Below are 18,829 nucleotides of genomic sequence, written 5' to 3'. Positions count from 1 at the left end.
ACGGGACGATCTCGGCGCAAGCCGAACCGCGTTCTTGCATACCTCGGTTAAACTCTGAGGATGGAATCCACGTGAAATTTCTACAGAATGATTTCTACAGAATGATCATGTGAAATTTTCGTTCGTTGGACGTAAGATTTTCGCCTATACGTCGGTCCCGGAACCGCCGAGGTCGCAATCGTCACAGTCCGACTGCGACGTTTTGGCCAAAACGGAAAAAACAGCCACCACGGGCCCATGGCCCCAACAGCTCAGGGATTTGCCCCATGTCCGATGAAGAAGACATCGTCCTGTCGGAACTGAATGACGACGAACTCGTCGAACAGATGTTTGATGACCTGTATGACGGCCTGAAGGAAGAGATCGAGGAAGGCGTCAACATTCTGCTGGAACGCGGCTGGGCCCCTTACGACATTCTGACCAAGGCTCTGGTCGGCGGCATGACCATCGTGGGGCATGACTTCCGCGACGGCATCCTGTTCGTACCCGAGGTTCTGCTGGCCGCCAACGCGATGAAGGGCGGCATGGCGATTCTCAAGCCTCTGCTGGCCGAAACCGGCGCGCCGCGGGTCGGCAAGATGGTGATTGGAACCGTCAAAGGCGACATCCACGACATCGGCAAGAACCTCGTATCCATGATGATGGAAGGCGCCGGGTTCGAGGTGGTGGACATCGGCATCAACAACCCCGTCGAGAACTATCTGGAAGCACTGGAGACCGAACAGCCGGACATTCTGGGCATGTCGGCCCTGCTGACCACGACCATGCCCTATATGAAGGTCGTCATCGACACGCTGGTCGAACAGGGCAAGCGCGACGACTATATCGTGCTGGTGGGCGGCGCCCCCCTGAACGAAGAATTCGGCAAGGCAATCGGTGCCGATGCCTATTGTCGCGACGCCGCGGTGGCAGTTGAAACGGCCAAGGAATTCGTGTCGCGCAAGCACAATCAGCTGGCCGGCTGAACGCAACGCCCGACCCGATCAACAAACCGCCTCTCTGGGGGCGGTTTTTTTATTTCTTGACAACAGGTTGAGTGTTTTGATTTCCGGCTTAACCTTCCGGTAATCTTTGGCTAGTAGAGCACCGTTAACGAGCATACGAGGTTCCTGTGCCAACGACGTTCACGGCCATCTATCTCGGCAATCTAGCCGACATCGACACCTTCGAAGGAAACAACCGCGCCGAAAACGCACAAGCCCTTGTTGGGTCTCAATTCGGCGGACCGGGCAATGCTCTTCTCAACAGCGCCGTCACCTGGAACCCCGCAGGCAATCCCGGCCAAGTGTACGAGATGAACAACGCCAACGGCGATCAGTTCTCGATCGACGGCGGCCCGCCCCAGACTTTCGATGGCACGTCGATCTACAACGCGACGATCACTTATATCGATGGGACGACGGCCAATATCACCGCAGTCGTCGCGCAGGATATCGACGGCAACACCTATCTTATGCCCGAGTTCTCTCCAAACCCCGATCAGACGGCCCTGTCGGCTGGGCCGATCCAGTCCATCCGTCTGGACAGTCTGGCGGGGCGCGACTTTCGCGGCCTGACTGCGGATCGTCAAACCTGGGACTTGGTCACCTGTTTCACGCAGGGCACCCGAATCCGTACCGAAAGCGGTGATCGCCCTGTCGAAACTCTGAAACCCGGCGACATGGTGGCCACGGTCGATCACGGCCTGCAGCCGCTGCGCTGGATCGGGCGTTGCACGGTACCCGCGCATGCCGCTTTCGCTCCGGTCCTGTTTCGGCGTGGGGCAATCGGCAACGATCGTGACCTTTTGGTCTCGCAGCAGCATCGCATTTTGGTGCGCAACTGGCGGGTCGAGTTGAACACCGGTCACCCCGAAGCGCTGGCCCCCGCAAAACATCTGGTGAACGGCCACTCGATCGTGCTGCGCCCCGGCGGCAATGTCACCTATCTGCATTTGCTGTTCGACCGCCACGAACTTGTCTGGTCCGAGGGATGCATCAGCGAAAGCTTCCACCCCGGCGCCCTGGGGTGGACCAGTTTGGACGAGGCCTCCCGCACAGAAGTTCTGAGCCTCTTCCCCAAGCTTGCGCACCGCGGGCTGCAGGCCTTTGGCCCAACGGCGCGCCCTGCCCTGCGCGCGTACGAGACCCAGGGGTCGGTCGCCTGACCGACCATGTCGGAACCGAGCTTGCATCGCCGGCCCGGACGGTATCTGCTGGGTATGGCACCAAAGGAAACCCGCACATGCACTGCAACGATCTTCCGGATGACGAAAGCCTGACGATCCGCGGATATACGGACGCGGGCGCGCGGCAGAACGTTCTTCTGATCGCTTGCGGCGCGTTGGCGCGCGAAATCCTCGATCTGAAACGGCGCAACGGATGGGACCATCTGGCCCTGACCTGCCTGCCGGCGATCCTGCATGTTTACCCTGAACGGATCACCCAGGCGGTCGAGGACGCAGTGGCCAGGCACCGCAACGACTTCGACCGCATCTTCGTGGTCTATGCCGACTGCGGCACCGGTGGCCTCTTGGAGCAGGCCTGCGAACGGCTGGGCGTCGAGATGGTGAAGGGACCACACTGCTATTCGTTTTTCGAGGGCAACGACCGGTTTGCCCAACATGGCGACGAAGAGGCCACGGCCTTCTATCTGACCGATTTCCTGGCGCGTCAGTTCGATGCCTTCGTCTGGAAACCTCTGGGGCTCGACCGTCATCCGCAGCTGCGCGACATGTATTTCGGGAACTACACCAAGCTGGTCTATCAGGCACAGACCGACGACCCTGAGTTGACAAAGCGAGCCAAGGAATGCGCCGACCGTATGGGCTTGGCTTTCGAACGCCGCTTCACCGGGTATGGCGATCTGGAGCGAACTCTGTCGGACTGGGCCAGCCGCGCGCCCAGCAAGTGACGCCCCGGATCAGGCGTGTTCGCTGGCGACGCTTCGAATGCGCTGCACCATCGCCCGCACCCCGTTGGACCGCTGCGAAGACAGATGCTCGTTCAGCCCCAGCCGCGCCAGTTCGGCTGCCGCTTCCACCTTGGGCACCTCGGAGACCGGCAGGCCGTTGTACAACGCCCGCAACACCGCAATCAGTCCGCGCACGATCAGGGCGTCGCTGTCTCCGTCGAACCGGAAAACTCCGTTTTCGACAACCGGGTGCAGCCAGACCTGGCTGGCGCAGCCGTCCACCTTGGTGGCCGGAACCTTCAGCGCGTCGTCCAGGGGCGGCATGGCCTTGCCCTGCTCAATCACATAGCGATAGCGATCTTCCCAGTCCTCCAGGAATTCGAAATCCTCTACGATGTCTTCGAACGTGGGGGTTGCCATGGGCACAGATCCTCTGGTTTCCATCTAAGGCCTGACCTAAGCCGCCAAACCGGGCCTGTCCACCCCAAGCGCGCCTTTTCAAACCACTGGAATTAGGCTAATCGGTATCGAGTAACTTTGTGCAAAGCGTTGGGTCCATGCAAAAAACTCTGTCCGTTCTCATGATCGCGTCCTTGACCCTTTCGGCTTGCAGTGGTTGGCGGGATTCGCGGGTGAATCCGTCGAATTGGTTCGGCCGCAGCACTCCCGCCGCCCCGGTCGAAACGCCCGCAGATGACGCCAACGCTTTGGTCCCCGATCAGGGTTCCGGACGAGGATTCTTCGCCCGGCCCGAAGCCGAGGACATCAGCGTTCTGGTCACCACGATCGACGAGTTGCGGATCGACCGCAAGCCCTCGGGCGCGATCGTTCTGGCCAGCGGTACGGCCTTTCGTCAGGGCGCCTATGACGCCCAACTGCGTCCGGTTGAGTCGGAGGAAAACCGCAAGAACGGCGTGCTTGAACTCGAATTCCGCGTGAACTATCCGCCCTATGCCACTCCGCAGGGACCCGAGCGGACGCGCGAAGTAACCGACGCGATCGACATCAGCCAGGATGACCTGGACGGCATCCGCCTGATCCGCGTCAGGGGCCAACAGAATGCGCTGGAATCGCGGCGGCGCTGAGCCGCCCTACAGTGGCACGACCTTGACGTTCTGCCCCTTGGCGGCCAGTGCGATCTTTCCCTCGCACAGTTTCAGAGCGTCCTCGCCGAACACCTCGTAGCGCCAGCCCGACATGGCCGGCACGTCGCGCTGACCCGCCGCGATCTGGTCCAGCTCCGAGCTGTTGGCGATCAGCTTTGCGGCCACGCCGGCGCTTTCGGTCTTGGATTTGAGCAGCACCCGCAGCAGATCGGCCAGGGCCGGGTTGACCTTCAGCTTGTCACGGCTGTTGTCAACCTTGGGCATGTCCTCGGGCGGGCAGTTGACGCCCCGTTTGACCGCTTCGAGGATACCATCTGCGATCGCACCCTTGCGGGCCTCGCGCAGCAACAGGCGCGACCCGCCCAGATCCGCATGGGTGCGGGGCTTGGTCGAGGCCAGTTCGATCAGCGCGTCATCCTTAAACACCCGGTTTCTGGGAATGTTGTTCTCTTGCGCATAGGTTTCTCGGAACTTGGCCAATTCACGCACCACGGCCAGAAACTTGCCAGAATTGGTGCGGGTCTTGACCCGTCGCCAGGCCTCTTCGGGTCGGATGTCATAGGTGTCGGGATTGGTCAGAACCTGCAGTTCTTCCGCAACCCAGCGGCTGCGGCCGGTCTTTTCAAGTTCGGCGGCGAGGTGTTCGTAGATCTGGCGCAAATGGGTCACATCGGCCAGCGCATAGGTCTTTTGCGCTTCGCTCAGCGGACGGCGCGACCAGTCGGTAAAGCGCGAGGTCTTGTCCAGACCCTGCTTGCAGATCTTGCGCACCAGCGTTTCATAGCCCACCTGCTCGCCAAAGCCGCAGACCATTGCGGCGACCTGGGTATCGAACAGCGGCTTGGGAAAGACCCCGGCTTCGACCCAGAAGATCTCAAGATCCTGCCGCGCGGCGTGGAACACCTTGACGACATTTTCGTCCCGGAAAAGGTCATACAGCGGGTCGAGCGAGATCCCCTCGGACAGAGGATCGACCAGAACCGCACTGTCATCGTCGTCCGACGGCACAGCGAGCTGCACGAGGCAGAGTTTCGAGTAATAGGTCCGTTCGCGCAGAAACTCGGTATCGACGGTCACATAGGGAAACTTGGCCGCAGCCGTGCAGAAGTCGGCCAGGTCTTGCGTGGTCTTCAGGGTCTTCATGCGCGCGCTGTTCTTGCTCTTTCTGTGGTCAATGCCCGTTGGTCTTTCACCGCCACGAGCGCTTCGGCAGACCATAAGCCGATTGCGCGCCGCATGTAAATCTCCGGCGGGATATCAAGGCAACATGACCGGTGCCTTGTCGCCACGGGCAAATCGCTCCAAAACCGCCGGGTACAGTTTGTGTTCCCACGCCAGAACCTTCCGCGCCAAGGTCTCGGGCGTGTCATCCGGCGCGATCTTGACCCGAGCCTGACCCAGGATCGGGCCGTCATCCAACGCCGCTGTGACCTCGTGCACGGTGCAGCCATGTTCGGCATCTCCGGCGGCGATAGCCCGGGCGTGGGTGTTGAGCCCCTTGTATTTAGGCAGCAGCGAAGGGTGAATATTCAACATCCGCCCCTGAAACCGGGACACGAAATCGCCCGTTAGCACGCGCATGAACCCGGCCAGGCAGATGATGTCGGGCTTGGCCTCGAGCAACGGCTTGCATAGCTCGGCCTCAAACGCGGCACGGTCGCCGCCGAACGGCCGGTGATCGACCACGGCGGTGGCGATCCCGCGATCCGCCGCCTTGGCCAGTCCGCCCGCATCTGCATTGTTCGACAGAACCAGACAGGGGCGCGCCGGGTGGTCGCCGGTCATGCTGTCGACCAGCGACACCATGTTCGACCCGCCCCCGGAAATCAGGATGGCGACGCGCTTGTGGCTCACAGCAGCTTGCCTGCGTAGGAAACGCCCGCCCCTTCGGTGACCGATCCGATGCGCGCGACGGTCTCGCCGGCATCCGACAGCAGGGCGGCCAGGTCATCGGCGCGGTCGGCGGCGCAGACGACGATCATGCCGATCCCGCAGTTGAAGGTCTTGAGCATCTCCGCCTCGGCGATGCCTCCGGTTTCCGCCATCCAGCGGAACACCGGCGGCAGATCCCAAGCGTTCAGGTCGATCTGAGCCCCCAGATCGTCGGGCAGCACGCGCGGCAGGTTCTCGGTCAACCCACCGCCGGTGATGTGCGCCAGCGCATGTACACCACCCGCCCGGATCGCGGCGAGGGCGGGTTTGACGTAAAGCCGCGTGGGCGTCAGCAGCGCTTCTCCCAAAGGTCTGTCACAGAACGGCGAATCCGCATCCCATCCCAGCCCCGAGATCTCGACCAGCTTGCGTACCAGCGAATAGCCGTTGGAATGCACCCCGTCCGAGGCTAGCCCCAGCAGAACATCCCCGGCCTGCACACCGGCGGGCAGATCGCTGCCGCGCTCCATCGCGCCGACGGCAAACCCGGCCAGGTCGAAATCGCCATCGGGGTACATCCCCGGCATCTCGGCGGTCTCACCCCCGATCAAGGCACAGCCCGAGCGGACACACCCCTCGGCGATACCCTCGATGATTCGCGCGGCGGTGCTGGTGTCCAGCTTGCCCGTGGCGAAATAGTCCAGGAAGAACAGCGGTTCGGCGCCTTGGCAAATCAGATCGTTCACGCACATGGCCACCAGGTCGATGCCCACGCCGTCGACCACGCCCGTGTCGATCGCGATCCGTAGCTTGGTACCCACGCCGTCGGTTGCGCCCACCAGGATCGGGTCGGAATACCCCGCCCCTTTCAGATCGAACAACGCGCCAAACCCGCCAAGGCCGCTCATGACGCCGGGGCGGTTCGTCCGCTTGGCGGCGGGCTTGATCCGGTCGACCAGCGCGTTGCCCGCATCGATATCCACGCCCGCATCTGCATAGGTGATGCCGTTCTTGCCCGCTGTCATGGCCGTTCCCTCATGAATGCTTTCAGCGCGGGTTAGTCGATTGTGCGCCGCGTTGCAACGGTCAGGCTTGACGCGGCCGTTCTGCGTGATACCCAAGCGGTCGGGCGGGCCTGTAGCTCAATTGGTTAGAGCAGAGCGCTCATAACGCTTTGGTTGGGGGTTCGAGTCCCTCCGGGCCTACCATTTCCCTGTTCATCGCCCGATGATGATATCGGCACACAATCCGCCCAGGCTTTCGCTTTTGCCCAAGCGCAGCACGCCGCCATGGGCGCGGGCCACATCGGCCACGATCGCCAGCCCGAGCCCGACGCCGCTGCCCCGATTCTGGTTGCGCGCCGGATCAAGACGGCTGAACGGGCGCACCGCCTCGGTGCGCTGGTCCGGCGGAATGCCCGGCCCGTCATCTTCGACCCGGATCCGCAGCGACTTACCGGTCAGGGCGACGCTGACCACGGCCCGCGTCCCATAGCGGACGGCGTTGCCGATCAGGTTCTCGACCGCGCGCCGGATGGCAACCGGGCGCAGCTTGACCGCGCCTTCGCCCTCGATGGTCCCAAGGGCGGCATTCTGGCCGGCCCTCTGGGCATCGTCGACGATCTGCCGCACCAGCGCGGCCGGATCGACATCGACGGGGTCGCCCTCGGACACACCCTGCGAGAACTGAAGGAACGCATCCACTAACGACTGCATCTCGGCCACGTCCTGCAAAAGAGGCGCGGCGTCTTCCTCGGGTAGCAGCGACAGGCCCAGCCTGAGCCGCGTCAGAGGCGTGCGCAGGTCATGGCTGACTCCGGACAGGATCAAGGTCCGCTGTTCGATCTGCCGTTCGATGCGAGCGCGCATGTCCAAAAACGCATTGCCCGCGGCGCGCACTTCGACCGCGCCGCCCGGCGAGAACGGCACGACACGACCCCGCCCGAAGGCCTGCGCCGCCTCGGCCAGCCGGGTAATCGGCCGCAGCTGGTTGCGCATGTACAGAAACGACACCGACGTCATCAGCACCGCGAAGAACACCATCGTCACGATCAACTGATGCGGCGCCACAGTCGAAAGACGCCGCCGGTCGAAGCGCAATTCGAGCAATCCCAGATCGGTCTGCAGATATAGGGTGGCGGTCTGGCTGTTCGGCAATGAAACCGCCGATAGCTCAGGCAGTTCAACGCGCAGATCCGATTCGACCTGCGGCGCGATAAAATCATACCAGCGGCGCGCCTCGATCGTCGGAGACTCGCTTGGCCCCAGAAACCGGGCCTGCATAGCCAGCCCCTTCAGAAGCGGACGTACCTTGGCCAGGCCTTCGTTCTGTGTTTCCGAGCCCGCCATCGTGTCGAGGACCAGTTGCACCTCGCGCGACGCGGCATGGGTCATCTGTTGCGTCACGTCCTTGAGATGCTCGCGTACGAAGGCGATGGACACGACCAGCAGGACGACCACCACCGGCACCACCAGAATCAGCGCCGCGCGCGCGTACAGGCTGCGCGGCATATAGGGTTTGAGCCAGCGTGCGTTCATGCGCTAAACCTAGCGGGACGTTCAGACATGCGAAAGAGGCGACGACGGATGACGGACCACGAATTCGACCCGCAGCCCGGACTTCCCGTCCAGCTGCAACCAGGCTTAAGGCGCATCGTGGCCCCGAATCCGTCGCCCATGACCCATCGCGGCACGAACACCTACCTTCTCGGCACCCGCGACGTCGCCGTGATCGACCCCGGCCCACTCGACGAGTCCCATCTTCTGGCCATTCTGGCCGCATTGTCCCCGGATCAGCGCATCAGCCACATCATCGTGACGCACAGCCATCTGGACCACTCTCCGCTTGCCGCGCCTCTGGCCAAGCGGACCGGCGCGCCTATTCTGGCCTTCGGCGGCCCCGAGGCCGGTCGCAGCCCGGTCATGGCCCGACTGGCCGCGCAGGGGATGGCCGGCGGCGGCGAAGGCATAGACGCCACGTTCCGCCCCGACATCGAACTGGCCGACCAAGACCGGGTCGAAGGGGACGGCTGGTCGCTGGAGGTGATCCACACGCCGGGCCATCTGGGCAATCACGTCGCGCTGGGATGGGGCGATGTCTGCTTCACCGCCGATCATGTGATGGGATGGGCCAGTTCGCTGGTGTCTCCACCCGACGGAGACCTGACCGACTTCATGGCCTCCTGCCACAAGTTACGAGCCCGGACCTGGTCGGTGTTCCATGCCGGTCACGGTGCGCCGATCACCGATCCCGCAGGCCGGCTGGATTGGCTGATCGGGCACCGGCAATCGCGCGAGGCACAGATACTTGACGCCCTGTCACAGGCACCGGGAACAGCGCGGGAGCTGGCGCGACGAATTTATTCCGACACGCCCCCTGCCCTGCTGCCCGCGGCCGAGCGCAACGTTTTCGCCCATCTGGTCGACCTGACCGGGAAACGGCGCGTTGCCCCGAACGGCGCGCTTGGCATTCAGGCTGAATTCGCCCCGGTCGCCTGACGTCGAAAAAATTCGCATCGACGGCTTTTCCCCTCTGGACCTCGAAAATTCGGGTTGCTATATCCGCCTCAGTTCCGGCGTAGCTCAGCGGTAGAGCAGTTGACTGTTAATCAATTGGTCGTAGGTTCGATCCCTACCGCCGGAGCCAAAATCTCCCCGAAAACGCTTCTAAAATCCGCGTCGTGGCGCGCTTTTGTCGGCGTTCGCGCAACCTGAAAATCGATCAAAAAAAACTTGCTTCGACCTCTGGACGCCGCCGGACCGGGTTGCTATACGGCGCGCACCGTTCCGGCGTAGCTCAGCGGTAGAGCAGTTGACTGTTAATCAATTGGTCGTAGGTTCGATCCCTACCGCCGGAGCCATTTCTCAAAGACCCGCACAAGTCACCCCTTCAGGGCGTCCTTGAACTCGTCCCGCAGTTTGCGTTTCAAAACCTTGCCAGTCGCATTCAGTGGCAGCGCATCGACGAAGACCACTTTGTCCGGCACCTGCCACTTGGCGATCTTGCCGTCGAAAAACTCCAGCAGCTCGGCCTCGGACGGGTCCTCGCCCTCAGCCTTGACGGCCACCAGCAGCGGGCGTTCGTCCCATTTGGGATGCGGCACGCCAATCACCGCCGCGGTGGCCAGTTTCGGGTGCGCTACGGCGATGTTTTCCAGCTCGACCGAGCTGATCCATTCACCGCCCGACTTGATAATGTCCTTGGAGCGGTCGCGGATGGTCATGTAGCCGTCCGGGTCGAGCGTCGCCACATCGCCAGTAGCGAACCAGCCATCCTGCAGAAGCTCTTGATCCTGCAGCTGGAAATAGCTGTCCAGCACCCAATGTCCGCGCACCATCAGGTCGCCCTGCGTGACTCCGTCATGCGGCAGGTCGTTGCCATCGTCATCGACGATCTTCAGCTCGACCCCAAAGGGCGGACGGCCCTGATTCTCGCGCAGTTTGTGCTGTTCCTCGATCGGCAGCTTTCGGTGCTTGGCCAGCGGGATGTTGGCGGTGCCCAGCGGGCTCATCTCGCTCATCCCCCAGGCGTGCACGGTGTCGACGCCGTATTTTTCCCGGAAGGCCTTGATCATCGAGGGCGGGCAAGCCGCGCCGCCGATTACCGTACGTTCGAGGCTTTCCAGCTTTGTGCCGCATTTGGCGGCATGCGCCAGCAGGCCCTGCCAGATCGTGGGAACCCCCATCGCCAGCGTCACGCCATAGGTGTCGATCAGGTTCACCAGCGCCTCGCCATGCAGGTCCGGCCCGGGCAGCACCATCTGCGAACCGGACATGGCGCAGCCATAGGGTGAGCCCCAGGCGTTGACATGGAACATCGGCACCACCGGCATCACCACGTCCATCGCCGAATACCCAATCACGTCGCGGGTGTTCGACGCAAAGCTGTGCAGAACGGTCGAACGGTGCGAATACAGAACGCCCTTGGGGTGGCCGGTCGTGCCCGAGGTGTAGCACAGGCTCGAGGCTGTGTTTTCATCGAAGACGGGCCATTCGAAATCGGCGTCGCCGGTCTCGATTAACTCGTCATAGAACTCCAGGCCGGGGATCTGCTGCAGCGCGTCCTCGTTGCGCGGCCCCATCAGGACAAAATGCTTCACCTCGGTCAGTTGATCGCGGATCGCGGCAACCAGCGGGAGAAAGGTGGCGTCGAAGAACAGCACCCTGTCTTGCGCGTGGTTGATGATGTAAACCAGCTGTTCGGGGAACAGGCGCGGGTTGATCGTGTGGCAGACGAATCCTGCGCCCGAGGCCGCATAGTAGATCTCAAGATGCCGGCGGTTGTTCCAGGCCAGGGTGCCGATCCGATCCTGCGACTGCAGGCCCAGCTTGGTCAGCGCCGACCCCATGCGCCGGGCATTGGCAGCGATCTCACCCCAGTTCGTCCGGGTGACGGTTCCATCGGTTTCGACCGACACGATCTCGGTCTGACCATGATAGCGCGCAGCATGATCGATCAGTGACGAAATCAACAGCGGCTGCGTCATCATCTGTCCCAGCATGGACATCCTCCCATTCATCGCGCCGGCTTGATGCGGCGTCTGTTGCGGCCCGGCGGCACGGCGGCGTGGCCGGCCCCGGGGCTTCTCCTCGGGGCCGATCCTGCCAATCATTCAATTGTCTGACAATAAGGAAATGCGACCTGCCGCTGCGGCAGGTCGTCAGATTTGCTGGGCTTCAGCCCCGGTGCCGCAGCGCATAGGCCACAAGTGCGGCGGTCGAGCCGTCCTTGCCCTCGGTGCCCGCATCGCCATCGACGATCGGCCCCAGCGAGGTTGCCAGTTCCTTGCCCAACTCAACCCCCCACTGGTCGAACGAGTTGATGCCCAACAGCACGCCTTCGACGAACACCCGGTGCTCATAGAGCGCAATGATCTGGCCCAGAACGAAGGGCGTCAGCTGCGGATAGATCAGCGTGGTCGAGGGCCGGTTGCCCGGAAACACGCGATGCCGGGCCTGACGCTCCAACTCGTCACCCTGCAGTCCCTTCTCGGCCATGCGCGCCCGCGCTTCCTCCAGCGACCGGCCGCGCATCAACGCCTCGGACTGGGCCAGGCAATTGGCCAGCAGCAGACGGTGATGATGGGCCAGCTCGGGCTCGTGCCCTTCGGCGGCCACCATGAATTCGCAAGGGATCACGTCGGTGCCCTGGTGGATCAACTGATAAAACGCGTGCTGCCCGTTTGTGCCAGGCTCACCCCAGACCAACGGTCCCGAAGGCACGCTCAGCGCCGAGCCGTCCATGGCAACCGATTTGCCATTCGATTCCATCTCGAGCTGCTGGAAATAGGCCGGCAACCGCAGCAGCCGTTGGTCATAGGGCAACACCGCGCGGCTGACATGGCCCAGCACCTGACGGTGCCAGATGCCCACCAGCGCCAGCATCACCGGCATGTTCTCGACCCAGTCCGCGGCGCGGAAATGCACGTCCATCGCCTGTCCGCCGCGCAGGAACGCGTCAAAGGCGTTCGAGCCCACCGCGATCATCACCGGCAGCCCAACCGGCCCCCAGACCGAATAGCGCCCGCCGACCCAATCTGCAAAGCCGAACACGCGGTCAGACGGGATGCCGAAATCCGCTGTCTTGTCCACGGCGCTGGACACGGCCGCAAACTGCCGCGCCGGGTCGCCCCCGCCGTCCAGCATCCAGGCCCGCGCCGTCCGCGCGTTGGTCATGGTTTCGATCGTTGTAAAGGTCTTGGACGCCACGATCACCAGCGTCCGCGTCGGGTCCAGTTCTCGCAGCGTGTCGGCGATGTGCGCGCCATCGACGTTCGAGACGTAGTGCAGGCGCGGCCCATCGTGATAGGGCGCCAGCGCCAGCGTCGCCATCACCGGCCCAAGGTCCGAGCCACCGATGCCGATATTCACCACGTCGGTAAAGCTCCCCCCTGCCCCCTGGGCCGTTCCGCCCCGGACTTCTTCGGCGAACACGCGCATGCGCTGCAGGGTGTCCAAAACGTCGGGCATAACGTCTTGGCCATCAACCTCGACTGGGCCGCCGTCCAGATTGCGCAGCGCCGTATGCAGCGCTGCGCGGCCCTCGGTTTCGTTGATCTTGTCGCCCCGGAACATCGCGTCGCGCCGCTCGGCCAGACCAGCCTGATCGCACAGGTCGATCAGCGCCGCGCGGATATCCGCGTCGATCAGGGTTTTCGAATAATCGAACAGCAAATCGCCGGTCGAGGCCGAGAATCTCTGCGCCCGGTCGGGATCCTGCGCGAACAGATCGAGGATTCGGGTGTCTTCCGCCTGCGCGGCAAGGGTTCTGAGTTTGTCGAGCTGCATGTCCTACTCCGCCCAATGTACCGTAATGCCGTCCAGCACCGCCGCAATCGGAGCTTCTTCGGGCGGCAGAGACATGGCCCGCTCCAACGCGTCGCGCTTTTTCGATCCGAAAATTACAAGATGCTTGGACAACGCCCCGTTCAGCACAGGCGCAGTCAGCGTGATGCGCGCCTCGGGCTGCGATTGCGGCCGGGCGACCGCCAGCGGGGGCGCATCCCCGTCCAACGCCGCGTCCAGCCCGGCCATCCCCGGGAACAGCGAGGCCGTGTGCATGTCGTCGCCCATGCCCAGCACCAGAACCGACAGCGGCAGAACCGGGACAATCAGCGCCTCGATCTCGGGCAGGATGTCTTCGGGTGCCTTGCCGGGAATGAACAGCGGCACGAACTCGGCCGCAGCGGCGCGGTTGGTCAGCAGACGCTCGCGGATCAGCCGTTCGTTCGACCGGTCGCTGTCGGCCGGAACGCAGCGTTCGTCGGTGGGCAGAACCCGCACGCGGTCCCAGTCCAGGTCGGCCGCACACAGGTTGTCGAAGATCGGCCCGGGCGTGGTACCGCCGGGCACGGCAAAGGCCACGACGTCATTGTGCAGCAGTGCGGCCTCTAGCTCTCCGGCCAACGCATTGGCCACGTCAATGGCCAGCATGTCGCGGTCAGCGTATTCCTGAATGTTCATGGCTTGATCCCCTGCCATTGGCGACCGTCGCGTTTCATCAGCAGCTCGGCGTCGCCGGGGCCGGTGCTGCCGCTGTCATAAGGTTTGGGAACGTCGCCGCGCGCCTGCCATCCGGCGATGATCGGGTCGGTCCAAGCCCAGGCGGCCTCGACCTCGTCGCCGCGCATGAACAGGGTCTGGTTGCCGCGGATCACGTCCATCACCAGGCGCTCATAGGCGTCGGGGGCCTGATGGTTCTCAGGCCCCAGTGCCTCGGCAAAGCTCATGTCCAATGGGACGTCGATCAGGCGCATGCCACCCTGTCCCGGCTCTTTGATCGTGACCTTCAGCGTGATGCCTTCGTTCGGTTGCAGGCGGATCGACAGCGTGTTGGCATGCCGCCCGGCCGCAGCCCCGAAGATTGAGTGCGGGGCGTCCTTGAAGATCACGTTGATCACCGAGGACCGCGCCACCAACCGCTTGCCGGTGCGCAAATAGAACGGTGTGCCCGCCCACCGCCAATTGCTGACATGCGCCCGCAGCGCCACATAGCTTTCGGTCGTCGAACGCGGATTGCCCACCGCCTCACGATAGCCCGGCCCGTCGGGGCCGCCGGTATACTGACCCCGCACGATGTGATGCGGCTGCACCGGGTCCAGCGCGCGGATCACCTTGAGCTTTTCGTCCCGGACAGCGTCCGAATCGAACTTGGCGGGCGGTTCCATCGCGATCAGGCACAGAAGCTGCATCAGGTGGTTCTGCACCATGTCGCGCATGGCGCCGGCACGCTCATAGTACTCCTCGCGCCCGTCCACGCCCACGGTTTCGGCGACGGTGATCTGGATGTGGTCGACATACTGGCTGTTCCACAGCGGTTCAAACAGCATGTTTCCGAACCGGACGGCCATCAGGTTCTGGACCGTCTCCTTTCCCAGGTAATGGTCGATCCGATAGATCTGATTCTCGTTGAAATAGGCAGCCAGCGTGGCGTTCAGCGCGCGTGCGCTGTCCAGATCGTGACCGAACGGCTTTTCCACCACGATGCGCGTCTGCGGGGTGGCCAGCCCATGCTGCCGGATCCGCTCGGCCAGCGGTCCGAACAGGCTGGGCCCGACCGAGAAATAAAAAGCCCGAATCCGATCGTCGGTCAGCTTACGCGCCAGAACGTCCCAGCCGGAATCGGCCCCGGCGTCCAGTTGCACATAGTCCAGGCGTTGCAGGAACCCGCTGCGCAGGTCGACCTGCCCTGCGTGTTCTGGCACGAATTCGGCCAGTGACCGCGCGACGATCGCACGAAAAGCGTCGGAATCATAATCCGACCGCGCCGCCGCGATGATGCGGACGCTTTCATGCCATTGCCCGGCACAGTAGCGGCGGAACAAGGCCGGCAGGATCTTGCGCTGTGCAAGGTCGCCGGTGCCGCCGAAGATGACCAGATCGAACGGATCGACAGGTATGACGCGTGAAACCATGAAGCGTCCTTAACCCGCCCACACGCACATGTCCAATGTTAGCGCAATCATTTCCCCGACCGTTCTGAAACGTCCGGATGAAAATCCGTGTTCAATCAAACTTCTGTCGGAATCGCAGTGTTGCAGCGGCGCGTGAAGCCAAAAAACGCTGAAATTGCAGGTTCCGCCAGAATTGAAATCGCCTTTTCCGAGCAGGCCAAGGAAAACAATCAATACCGCTACAAGCCGTCGAAACGTCAGGCAAGTCCCGGTCAGCCCCGTTTTATCAGGGGCCAGCCCCCAAGAGCGCCAAGGCACAGGCTCTTGCAGCGACCGCGCCTAGTTCAGCCGGTATTCACCTACGACATTCTGCCACTCGCCGGGGGCAATCATCTTGCGGTGGGTGAAGCGGACCGAATGCAGCGGCCCCTCGATCTCGCGCTGCCAGAATTCGATGAACTTGAACAGCTTGGGATGATCCGGCGCCAGGTCGTAGTCCTGCCAGATGAACGTGTTCAGGACATGGATATAGTCGGGCATGCGATAGAAGAATTCCGCCGTCGTCAGGCCGTACCCTTTCAGCATCAGTTCGGTTTCGGTTTGCTTCATTCAGACCTCCAATTTCTCAAAAGGTCTCTTCAGCCTAGCATGATTCTCATTCAAATTTCATTAAAACAACATGTTAAGAGATCCGAGCCCGAGATTCGCGCGGCATCTGCGCTGCTTGCTTGCACCTTATGTGCCGGGTCTGATAAGATGCATCCACAAGATATAGACCCAGCACAAAAAACGGGCAGTTTACGTGAGCGATACGCCAGAAATCCCCGAAAACATGGATGAAACCCCGCCCGAGCGCCCGGTTTACGACGGCCCGACGGTATCCATCGAATCCGAGATGCGTACGTCCTATCTGGACTATGCCATGTCGGTCATCGTGTCCCGTGCGATCCCCGATCTGCGCGACGGTTTGAAACCGGTGCATCGGCGCATCCTCTACGCGATGCACGAGACCGGGAACACCCATGACAAACCCTATCGCAAGTCGGCTCGTCCAGTGGGCGATGTGATGGGTAAGTACCACCCCCACGGTGACAGCGCGATCTATGACGCGTTGGTGCGGATGGCGCAGGATTTCTCAATGTCGCTGCCGCTGCTGGACGGCCAAGGCAACTTCGGCTCGATGGACGGCGACAACCCGGCGGCCATGCGCTACACCGAGGTCCGCATGGACAAGCCCGCCGCCGCCCTGCTGGCGGATATCGAGAAAGAGACGGTCGATTTCCAGGACAACTACGACGGCAAGGACAAGGAACCCACCGTCCTGCCCGCGCGGTTCCCGAACATGCTGGTCAACGGCGCCGGCGGTATCGCGGTGGGGATGGCGACGAACATCCCGCCGCACAACCTGGGCGAAGTGGTCGACGCGACGTTGGCGCTGATCGAAGACCCGGACCTGACCAGCGAACAGCTGATCGAATACATCCCCGGCCCTGATTTCCCAACCGGCGGCGTGATGCTGGGCCGGTCCGGCGCGCGCAAGGCCTATCTTGAAGGCCGCGGCAGCGTCATCATCCGCGCCAAGACCCGCGTCGAGGAGTTGCGCAAGGACCGCTATGCCATCATCGTGGACGAGATCCCCTATCAGGTGAACAAGGCCTCGATGATCGAGAAAATCGCCGAAGCCGTGCGCGAAAAGCGCATCGAAGGTGTCAGCCATGTTCAGGACGAATCCGACCGGAACGGCGTGCGGGTGGTGGTCGAGCTGAAACGCGACGCAACGCCCGAGGTGGTGCTGAATCAGCTGTACCGGTTCACGCCGATGCAGACCTCGTTCGGCTGCAACATGCTGGCGCTGAACGGCGGCCGCCCCGAGCAGCTGACCCTGCGCCGTTTCCTGACCAGCTTCATCGACTTCCGCGAAGATGTCGTTGCCCGCCGCACCGCCTATGACCTGCGCAAAGCGCGGGAACGCAGTCATATCCTGTGTGGTCTGGCCGTGGCGGTCTCGAACGTGGACGAGGTCGTTGCCACGATCCGGTCCTCGGCCGATGCGGCCGAGGCGCGCGAAAAGCTGATGACCCGCCGCTGGCCCGCAGCCGAGATCGAGAGCTATCTGCGGCTGATCGACGATCCGCTGTCCAAGATGAACGACGATGGCACCTACAACCTGACCGAGGTGCAGGCCCGCGCCATCCTTGATCTACGCCTGCAACGCCTGACCCAGATCGGCGTCAAAGAGGTGACGGACGAGCTGGAAGACCTGGCCGCCAAGATCAAGGAATACCTGGATATCCTGTCCTCGCGCGAACGCATCATGGGCATCATCGCCGACGAATTGCGCGAAGTGAAAGAGAACTTTGCCGTTCCGCGCCGCACCGAGATCGTCGACTGGTCGGGCGACATGGAGGACGAAGACCTGATCGAACGCGAAGACATGGTCGTGACCGTGACTTCGGGTGGCTATATCAAGCGCACCCCGCTGGCCGATTTCCGCGCGCAAAAGCGCGGCGGCAAGGGGCTGTCGGGCATGCAGACCAAGGAAGAGGACGTGGTCACCACCCTCTTCGTGGCCAACACGCATACCCAGCTGTTGTTCTTCACCACCGACGGGATGGTCTACAAGCTCAAGACCTGGCGCTTGCCCCAGTCGGGGCGCACCGGCAAAGGCAAGGCGATCGTCAACATCCTGCCGATTCCCACTGGCGTTTCGATTGCGGCGATCATGCCGGTCGATGTGCCGGATGAAGAATGGGAAAACCTCCAGATCGTCTTCGCCACCAGCGCCGGCGATGTGCGCCGCAACGCGCTGAGCGACTTCACCAACGTCAAGCGCAACGGCAAGATCGCGATGGACCTGCCCGAAGGCGTGGAACTCGTCAACGCACGCATCTGCTCGGACGATGACGATGTGATGCTGGTCACCAATTCCGGCCGGGCGATCCGTTTCCCCACCACTGACGTGCGGGTGTTCAAGGGGCGAAAATCGACCGGCGTGCGCGGCATCCGGCTGAACGCGGGCGACCGCGTGGTCTCAATGTCGGTGATCCGCCATTTCGAGGCCACCCCGGACGAGCGCGCCGCCTATCTGAAGATGCGTCGCCTGATGGCCGGCGTGACCGACGATACTGAGACCGACGAGGATGGCGGCAATGCTGACAGCATCCTGCCGCAGGAACGCTATGCCGAGATGTCGGCGGCCGAGAACCTGATTCTGACCATCACGGCCAAGGGATCGGGCAAGCTCAGCTCGTCGCATGACTATCCGGTGCGCGGCCGTGGCGGCATGGGCGTGACGGCGATGGACAAGGCGATGCGGGGCGGCCCGCTGGTGGCCTCGTTCCCGGTCGAAATCGACGACCAGATCATGCTGGCCACCTCCAAGGGGCAGTCGATCCGGGTCCCGGTCGACGGCATCTCGTTCCGGTCCCGCAGCGCCGGAGGGGTCAAGGTGTTCAACACCGGCAAGGGTGAAGAGGTCGTCAGTGTCGCCCGGATCGCCGATCAGGGTGATGACGAAGGCTCCGCAGAGTGAAAAACAAAGACCCGGCTCCAATCGGAGCCGGGTTTT

At 62.8% G+C, this 18,829-nt stretch carries 16 protein-coding genes and 3 tRNA genes; 9 read left to right on the top strand and 10 right to left on the bottom strand.

Going from position 1 to position 18,829, the window contains the following annotated elements; genetic code table 11:
* Positions 1-266: 266 nt before the first annotated feature.
* The 3 genes from AC2FMD_RS06940 to AC2FMD_RS06930 all read left to right on the top strand — a co-directional run bounded on the left by AC2FMD_RS06940 (position 267) and on the right by AC2FMD_RS06930 (position 2,892).
* The gene (locus AC2FMD_RS06940) at positions 267-965 is read left to right on the top strand and encodes a corrinoid protein (RefSeq protein WP_149774433.1); all 699 of its coding nucleotides are present in this window, start codon (positions 267-269) and stop codon (positions 963-965) included.
* A 146-nt stretch (positions 966-1,111) separates the two neighbouring features.
* Positions 1,112-2,146: a Hint domain-containing protein gene (locus AC2FMD_RS06935; RefSeq protein WP_496794824.1), complete on the top strand. Its 1,035-nt coding sequence runs from the start codon at positions 1,112-1,114 to the stop codon at positions 2,144-2,146.
* Between the two features lie 77 nt (positions 2,147-2,223).
* A complete protein-coding gene (locus AC2FMD_RS06930; protein ID WP_496740578.1) occupies positions 2,224-2,892 on the top strand; it encodes a DUF1638 domain-containing protein in 669 nt (222 codons plus the stop codon).
* Positions 2,893-2,901: 9 nt separating this feature from the next.
* On the opposite strand, the gene AC2FMD_RS06925 is transcribed toward AC2FMD_RS06930, so the two are convergent.
* Entirely contained in the window at positions 2,902-3,312 is a 411-nt protein-coding gene (locus tag AC2FMD_RS06925; RefSeq protein WP_496740580.1) for a SufE family protein, read from the bottom strand.
* Positions 3,313-3,524: 212 nt separating this feature from the next.
* Here AC2FMD_RS06925 and AC2FMD_RS06920 point away from each other — a divergent pair, with 212 nt between their 5' ends.
* Positions 3,525-3,977 (top strand): hypothetical protein, encoded by a 453-nt coding sequence (locus tag AC2FMD_RS06920; RefSeq protein WP_496678171.1) that lies wholly within the window; start codon positions 3,525-3,527, stop codon positions 3,975-3,977.
* A 6-nt stretch (positions 3,978-3,983) separates the two neighbouring features.
* On the opposite strand, the gene rnd is transcribed toward AC2FMD_RS06920, so the two are convergent.
* From rnd to purM, 3 genes are all read right to left on the bottom strand, one after another.
* The gene (gene rnd / locus AC2FMD_RS06915; protein ID WP_496678169.1) at positions 3,984-5,141 is read right to left on the bottom strand and encodes a ribonuclease D; all 1,158 of its coding nucleotides are present in this window, start codon (positions 5,139-5,141) and stop codon (positions 3,984-3,986) included.
* 114 nt (positions 5,142-5,255) lie between these two features.
* A complete protein-coding gene (purN, locus tag AC2FMD_RS06910; protein WP_496678167.1) occupies positions 5,256-5,852 on the bottom strand; it encodes a phosphoribosylglycinamide formyltransferase in 597 nt (198 codons plus the stop codon).
* Positions 5,849-6,895, bottom strand: coding sequence for a phosphoribosylformylglycinamidine cyclo-ligase (gene purM, locus AC2FMD_RS06905; RefSeq protein WP_496740583.1), 1,047 nt, complete (start codon positions 6,893-6,895; stop codon positions 5,849-5,851). The genes purN and purM overlap by 4 nt, the downstream gene beginning before the upstream one ends.
* A 106-nt stretch (positions 6,896-7,001) precedes the next feature.
* Here purM and AC2FMD_RS06900 point away from each other — a divergent pair.
* Positions 7,002-7,078, top strand: a tRNA-Ile gene (locus tag AC2FMD_RS06900).
* A gap of 9 nt (positions 7,079-7,087) precedes the next feature.
* Here the strand turns inward: AC2FMD_RS06900 and AC2FMD_RS06895 are convergent.
* Positions 7,088-8,407: an ATP-binding protein gene (locus AC2FMD_RS06895; protein ID WP_496740585.1), complete on the bottom strand. Its 1,320-nt coding sequence runs from the start codon at positions 8,405-8,407 to the stop codon at positions 7,088-7,090.
* A gap of 48 nt (positions 8,408-8,455) precedes the next feature.
* Here AC2FMD_RS06895 and AC2FMD_RS06890 point away from each other — a divergent pair, with 48 nt between their 5' ends.
* From AC2FMD_RS06890 to AC2FMD_RS06880, 3 genes are all read left to right on the top strand, one after another.
* Positions 8,456-9,367 (top strand): MBL fold metallo-hydrolase, encoded by a 912-nt coding sequence (locus AC2FMD_RS06890; RefSeq protein ID WP_496794823.1) that lies wholly within the window; start codon positions 8,456-8,458, stop codon positions 9,365-9,367.
* A gap of 73 nt (positions 9,368-9,440) precedes the next feature.
* A tRNA-Asn gene (locus AC2FMD_RS06885) sits at positions 9,441-9,515 on the top strand.
* Positions 9,516-9,654: 139 nt separating this feature from the next.
* Positions 9,655-9,729: transfer RNA gene (locus AC2FMD_RS06880), tRNA-Asn, on the top strand.
* 21 nt (positions 9,730-9,750) lie between these two features.
* On the opposite strand, the gene AC2FMD_RS06875 is transcribed toward AC2FMD_RS06880, so the two are convergent.
* The 5 genes from AC2FMD_RS06875 to AC2FMD_RS06855 all read right to left on the bottom strand — a co-directional run bounded on the left by AC2FMD_RS06875 (position 9,751) and on the right by AC2FMD_RS06855 (position 15,870).
* On the bottom strand, positions 9,751-11,370 hold the full coding sequence (locus AC2FMD_RS06875) for a long-chain-fatty-acid--CoA ligase (RefSeq protein WP_496794822.1): 1,620 nt from the start codon (positions 11,368-11,370) through the stop codon (positions 9,751-9,753).
* Between the two features lie 175 nt (positions 11,371-11,545).
* On the bottom strand, positions 11,546-13,156 hold the full coding sequence (pgi, locus tag AC2FMD_RS06870) for a glucose-6-phosphate isomerase (protein WP_496740591.1): 1,611 nt from the start codon (positions 13,154-13,156) through the stop codon (positions 11,546-11,548).
* Between the two features lie 3 nt (positions 13,157-13,159).
* Positions 13,160-13,831 (bottom strand): 6-phosphogluconolactonase, encoded by a 672-nt coding sequence (gene pgl, locus AC2FMD_RS06865; RefSeq protein ID WP_496711400.1) that lies wholly within the window; start codon positions 13,829-13,831, stop codon positions 13,160-13,162.
* Positions 13,828-15,282, bottom strand: a complete 1,455-nt coding sequence (zwf, locus tag AC2FMD_RS06860; protein ID WP_496689101.1) for a glucose-6-phosphate dehydrogenase — start codon at positions 15,280-15,282, stop codon at positions 13,828-13,830. Before zwf ends, pgl begins: the two co-directional genes overlap by 4 nt.
* Before the next feature lie 318 nt (positions 15,283-15,600).
* Positions 15,601-15,870, bottom strand: coding sequence for an usg protein (locus AC2FMD_RS06855; protein ID WP_149774447.1), 270 nt, complete (start codon positions 15,868-15,870; stop codon positions 15,601-15,603).
* A gap of 223 nt (positions 15,871-16,093) precedes the next feature.
* Between AC2FMD_RS06855 and gyrA the strand changes: the two genes are divergently transcribed.
* On the top strand, positions 16,094-18,793 hold the full coding sequence (gyrA, locus tag AC2FMD_RS06850) for a DNA gyrase subunit A (protein ID WP_496740870.1): 2,700 nt from the start codon (positions 16,094-16,096) through the stop codon (positions 18,791-18,793).
* Positions 18,794-18,829: the final 36 nt, after the last annotated feature.

The sequence above is a fragment of the Ruegeria sp. BHSC276 genome (assembly GCF_059612945.1).
This window is presented reverse-complemented; position numbering and strand designations above follow the sequence as displayed.

Bases quoted from the DNA above. Each gene is read 5' to 3' on its own strand.
- gyrA (WP_496740870.1), top strand. From the start codon at position 16,094: ATGGATGAAACCCCGCCCGAGCGCCCGGTTTACGACGGCCCGACGGTA.
- AC2FMD_RS06925 (WP_496740580.1), bottom strand. From the start codon at position 3,312: ATGGCAACCCCCACGTTCGAAGACATCGTAGAGGATTTCGAATTCCTG.
- AC2FMD_RS06875 (WP_496794822.1), bottom strand. From the start codon at position 11,370: ATGCTGGGACAGATGATGACGCAGCCGCTGTTGATTTCGTCACTGATC.
- AC2FMD_RS06855 (WP_149774447.1), bottom strand. From the start codon at position 15,870: ATGAAGCAAACCGAAACCGAACTGATGCTGAAAGGGTACGGCCTGACG.
- AC2FMD_RS06895 (WP_496740585.1), bottom strand. From the start codon at position 8,407: ATGAACGCACGCTGGCTCAAACCCTATATGCCGCGCAGCCTGTACGCG.
- purM (WP_496740583.1), bottom strand. From the start codon at position 6,895: ATGACAGCGGGCAAGAACGGCATCACCTATGCAGATGCGGGCGTGGAT.
- pgi (WP_496740591.1), bottom strand. From the start codon at position 13,156: ATGCAGCTCGACAAACTCAGAACCCTTGCCGCGCAGGCGGAAGACACC.
- AC2FMD_RS06930 (WP_496740578.1), top strand. From the start codon at position 2,224: ATGCACTGCAACGATCTTCCGGATGACGAAAGCCTGACGATCCGCGGA.
- zwf (WP_496689101.1), bottom strand. From the start codon at position 15,282: ATGGTTTCACGCGTCATACCTGTCGATCCGTTCGATCTGGTCATCTTC.
- rnd (WP_496678169.1), bottom strand. From the start codon at position 5,141: ATGAAGACCCTGAAGACCACGCAAGACCTGGCCGACTTCTGCACGGCT.
- AC2FMD_RS06890 (WP_496794823.1), top strand. From the start codon at position 8,456: ATGACGGACCACGAATTCGACCCGCAGCCCGGACTTCCCGTCCAGCTG.
- pgl (WP_496711400.1), bottom strand. From the start codon at position 13,831: ATGAACATTCAGGAATACGCTGACCGCGACATGCTGGCCATTGACGTG.
- AC2FMD_RS06940 (WP_149774433.1), top strand. From the start codon at position 267: ATGTCCGATGAAGAAGACATCGTCCTGTCGGAACTGAATGACGACGAA.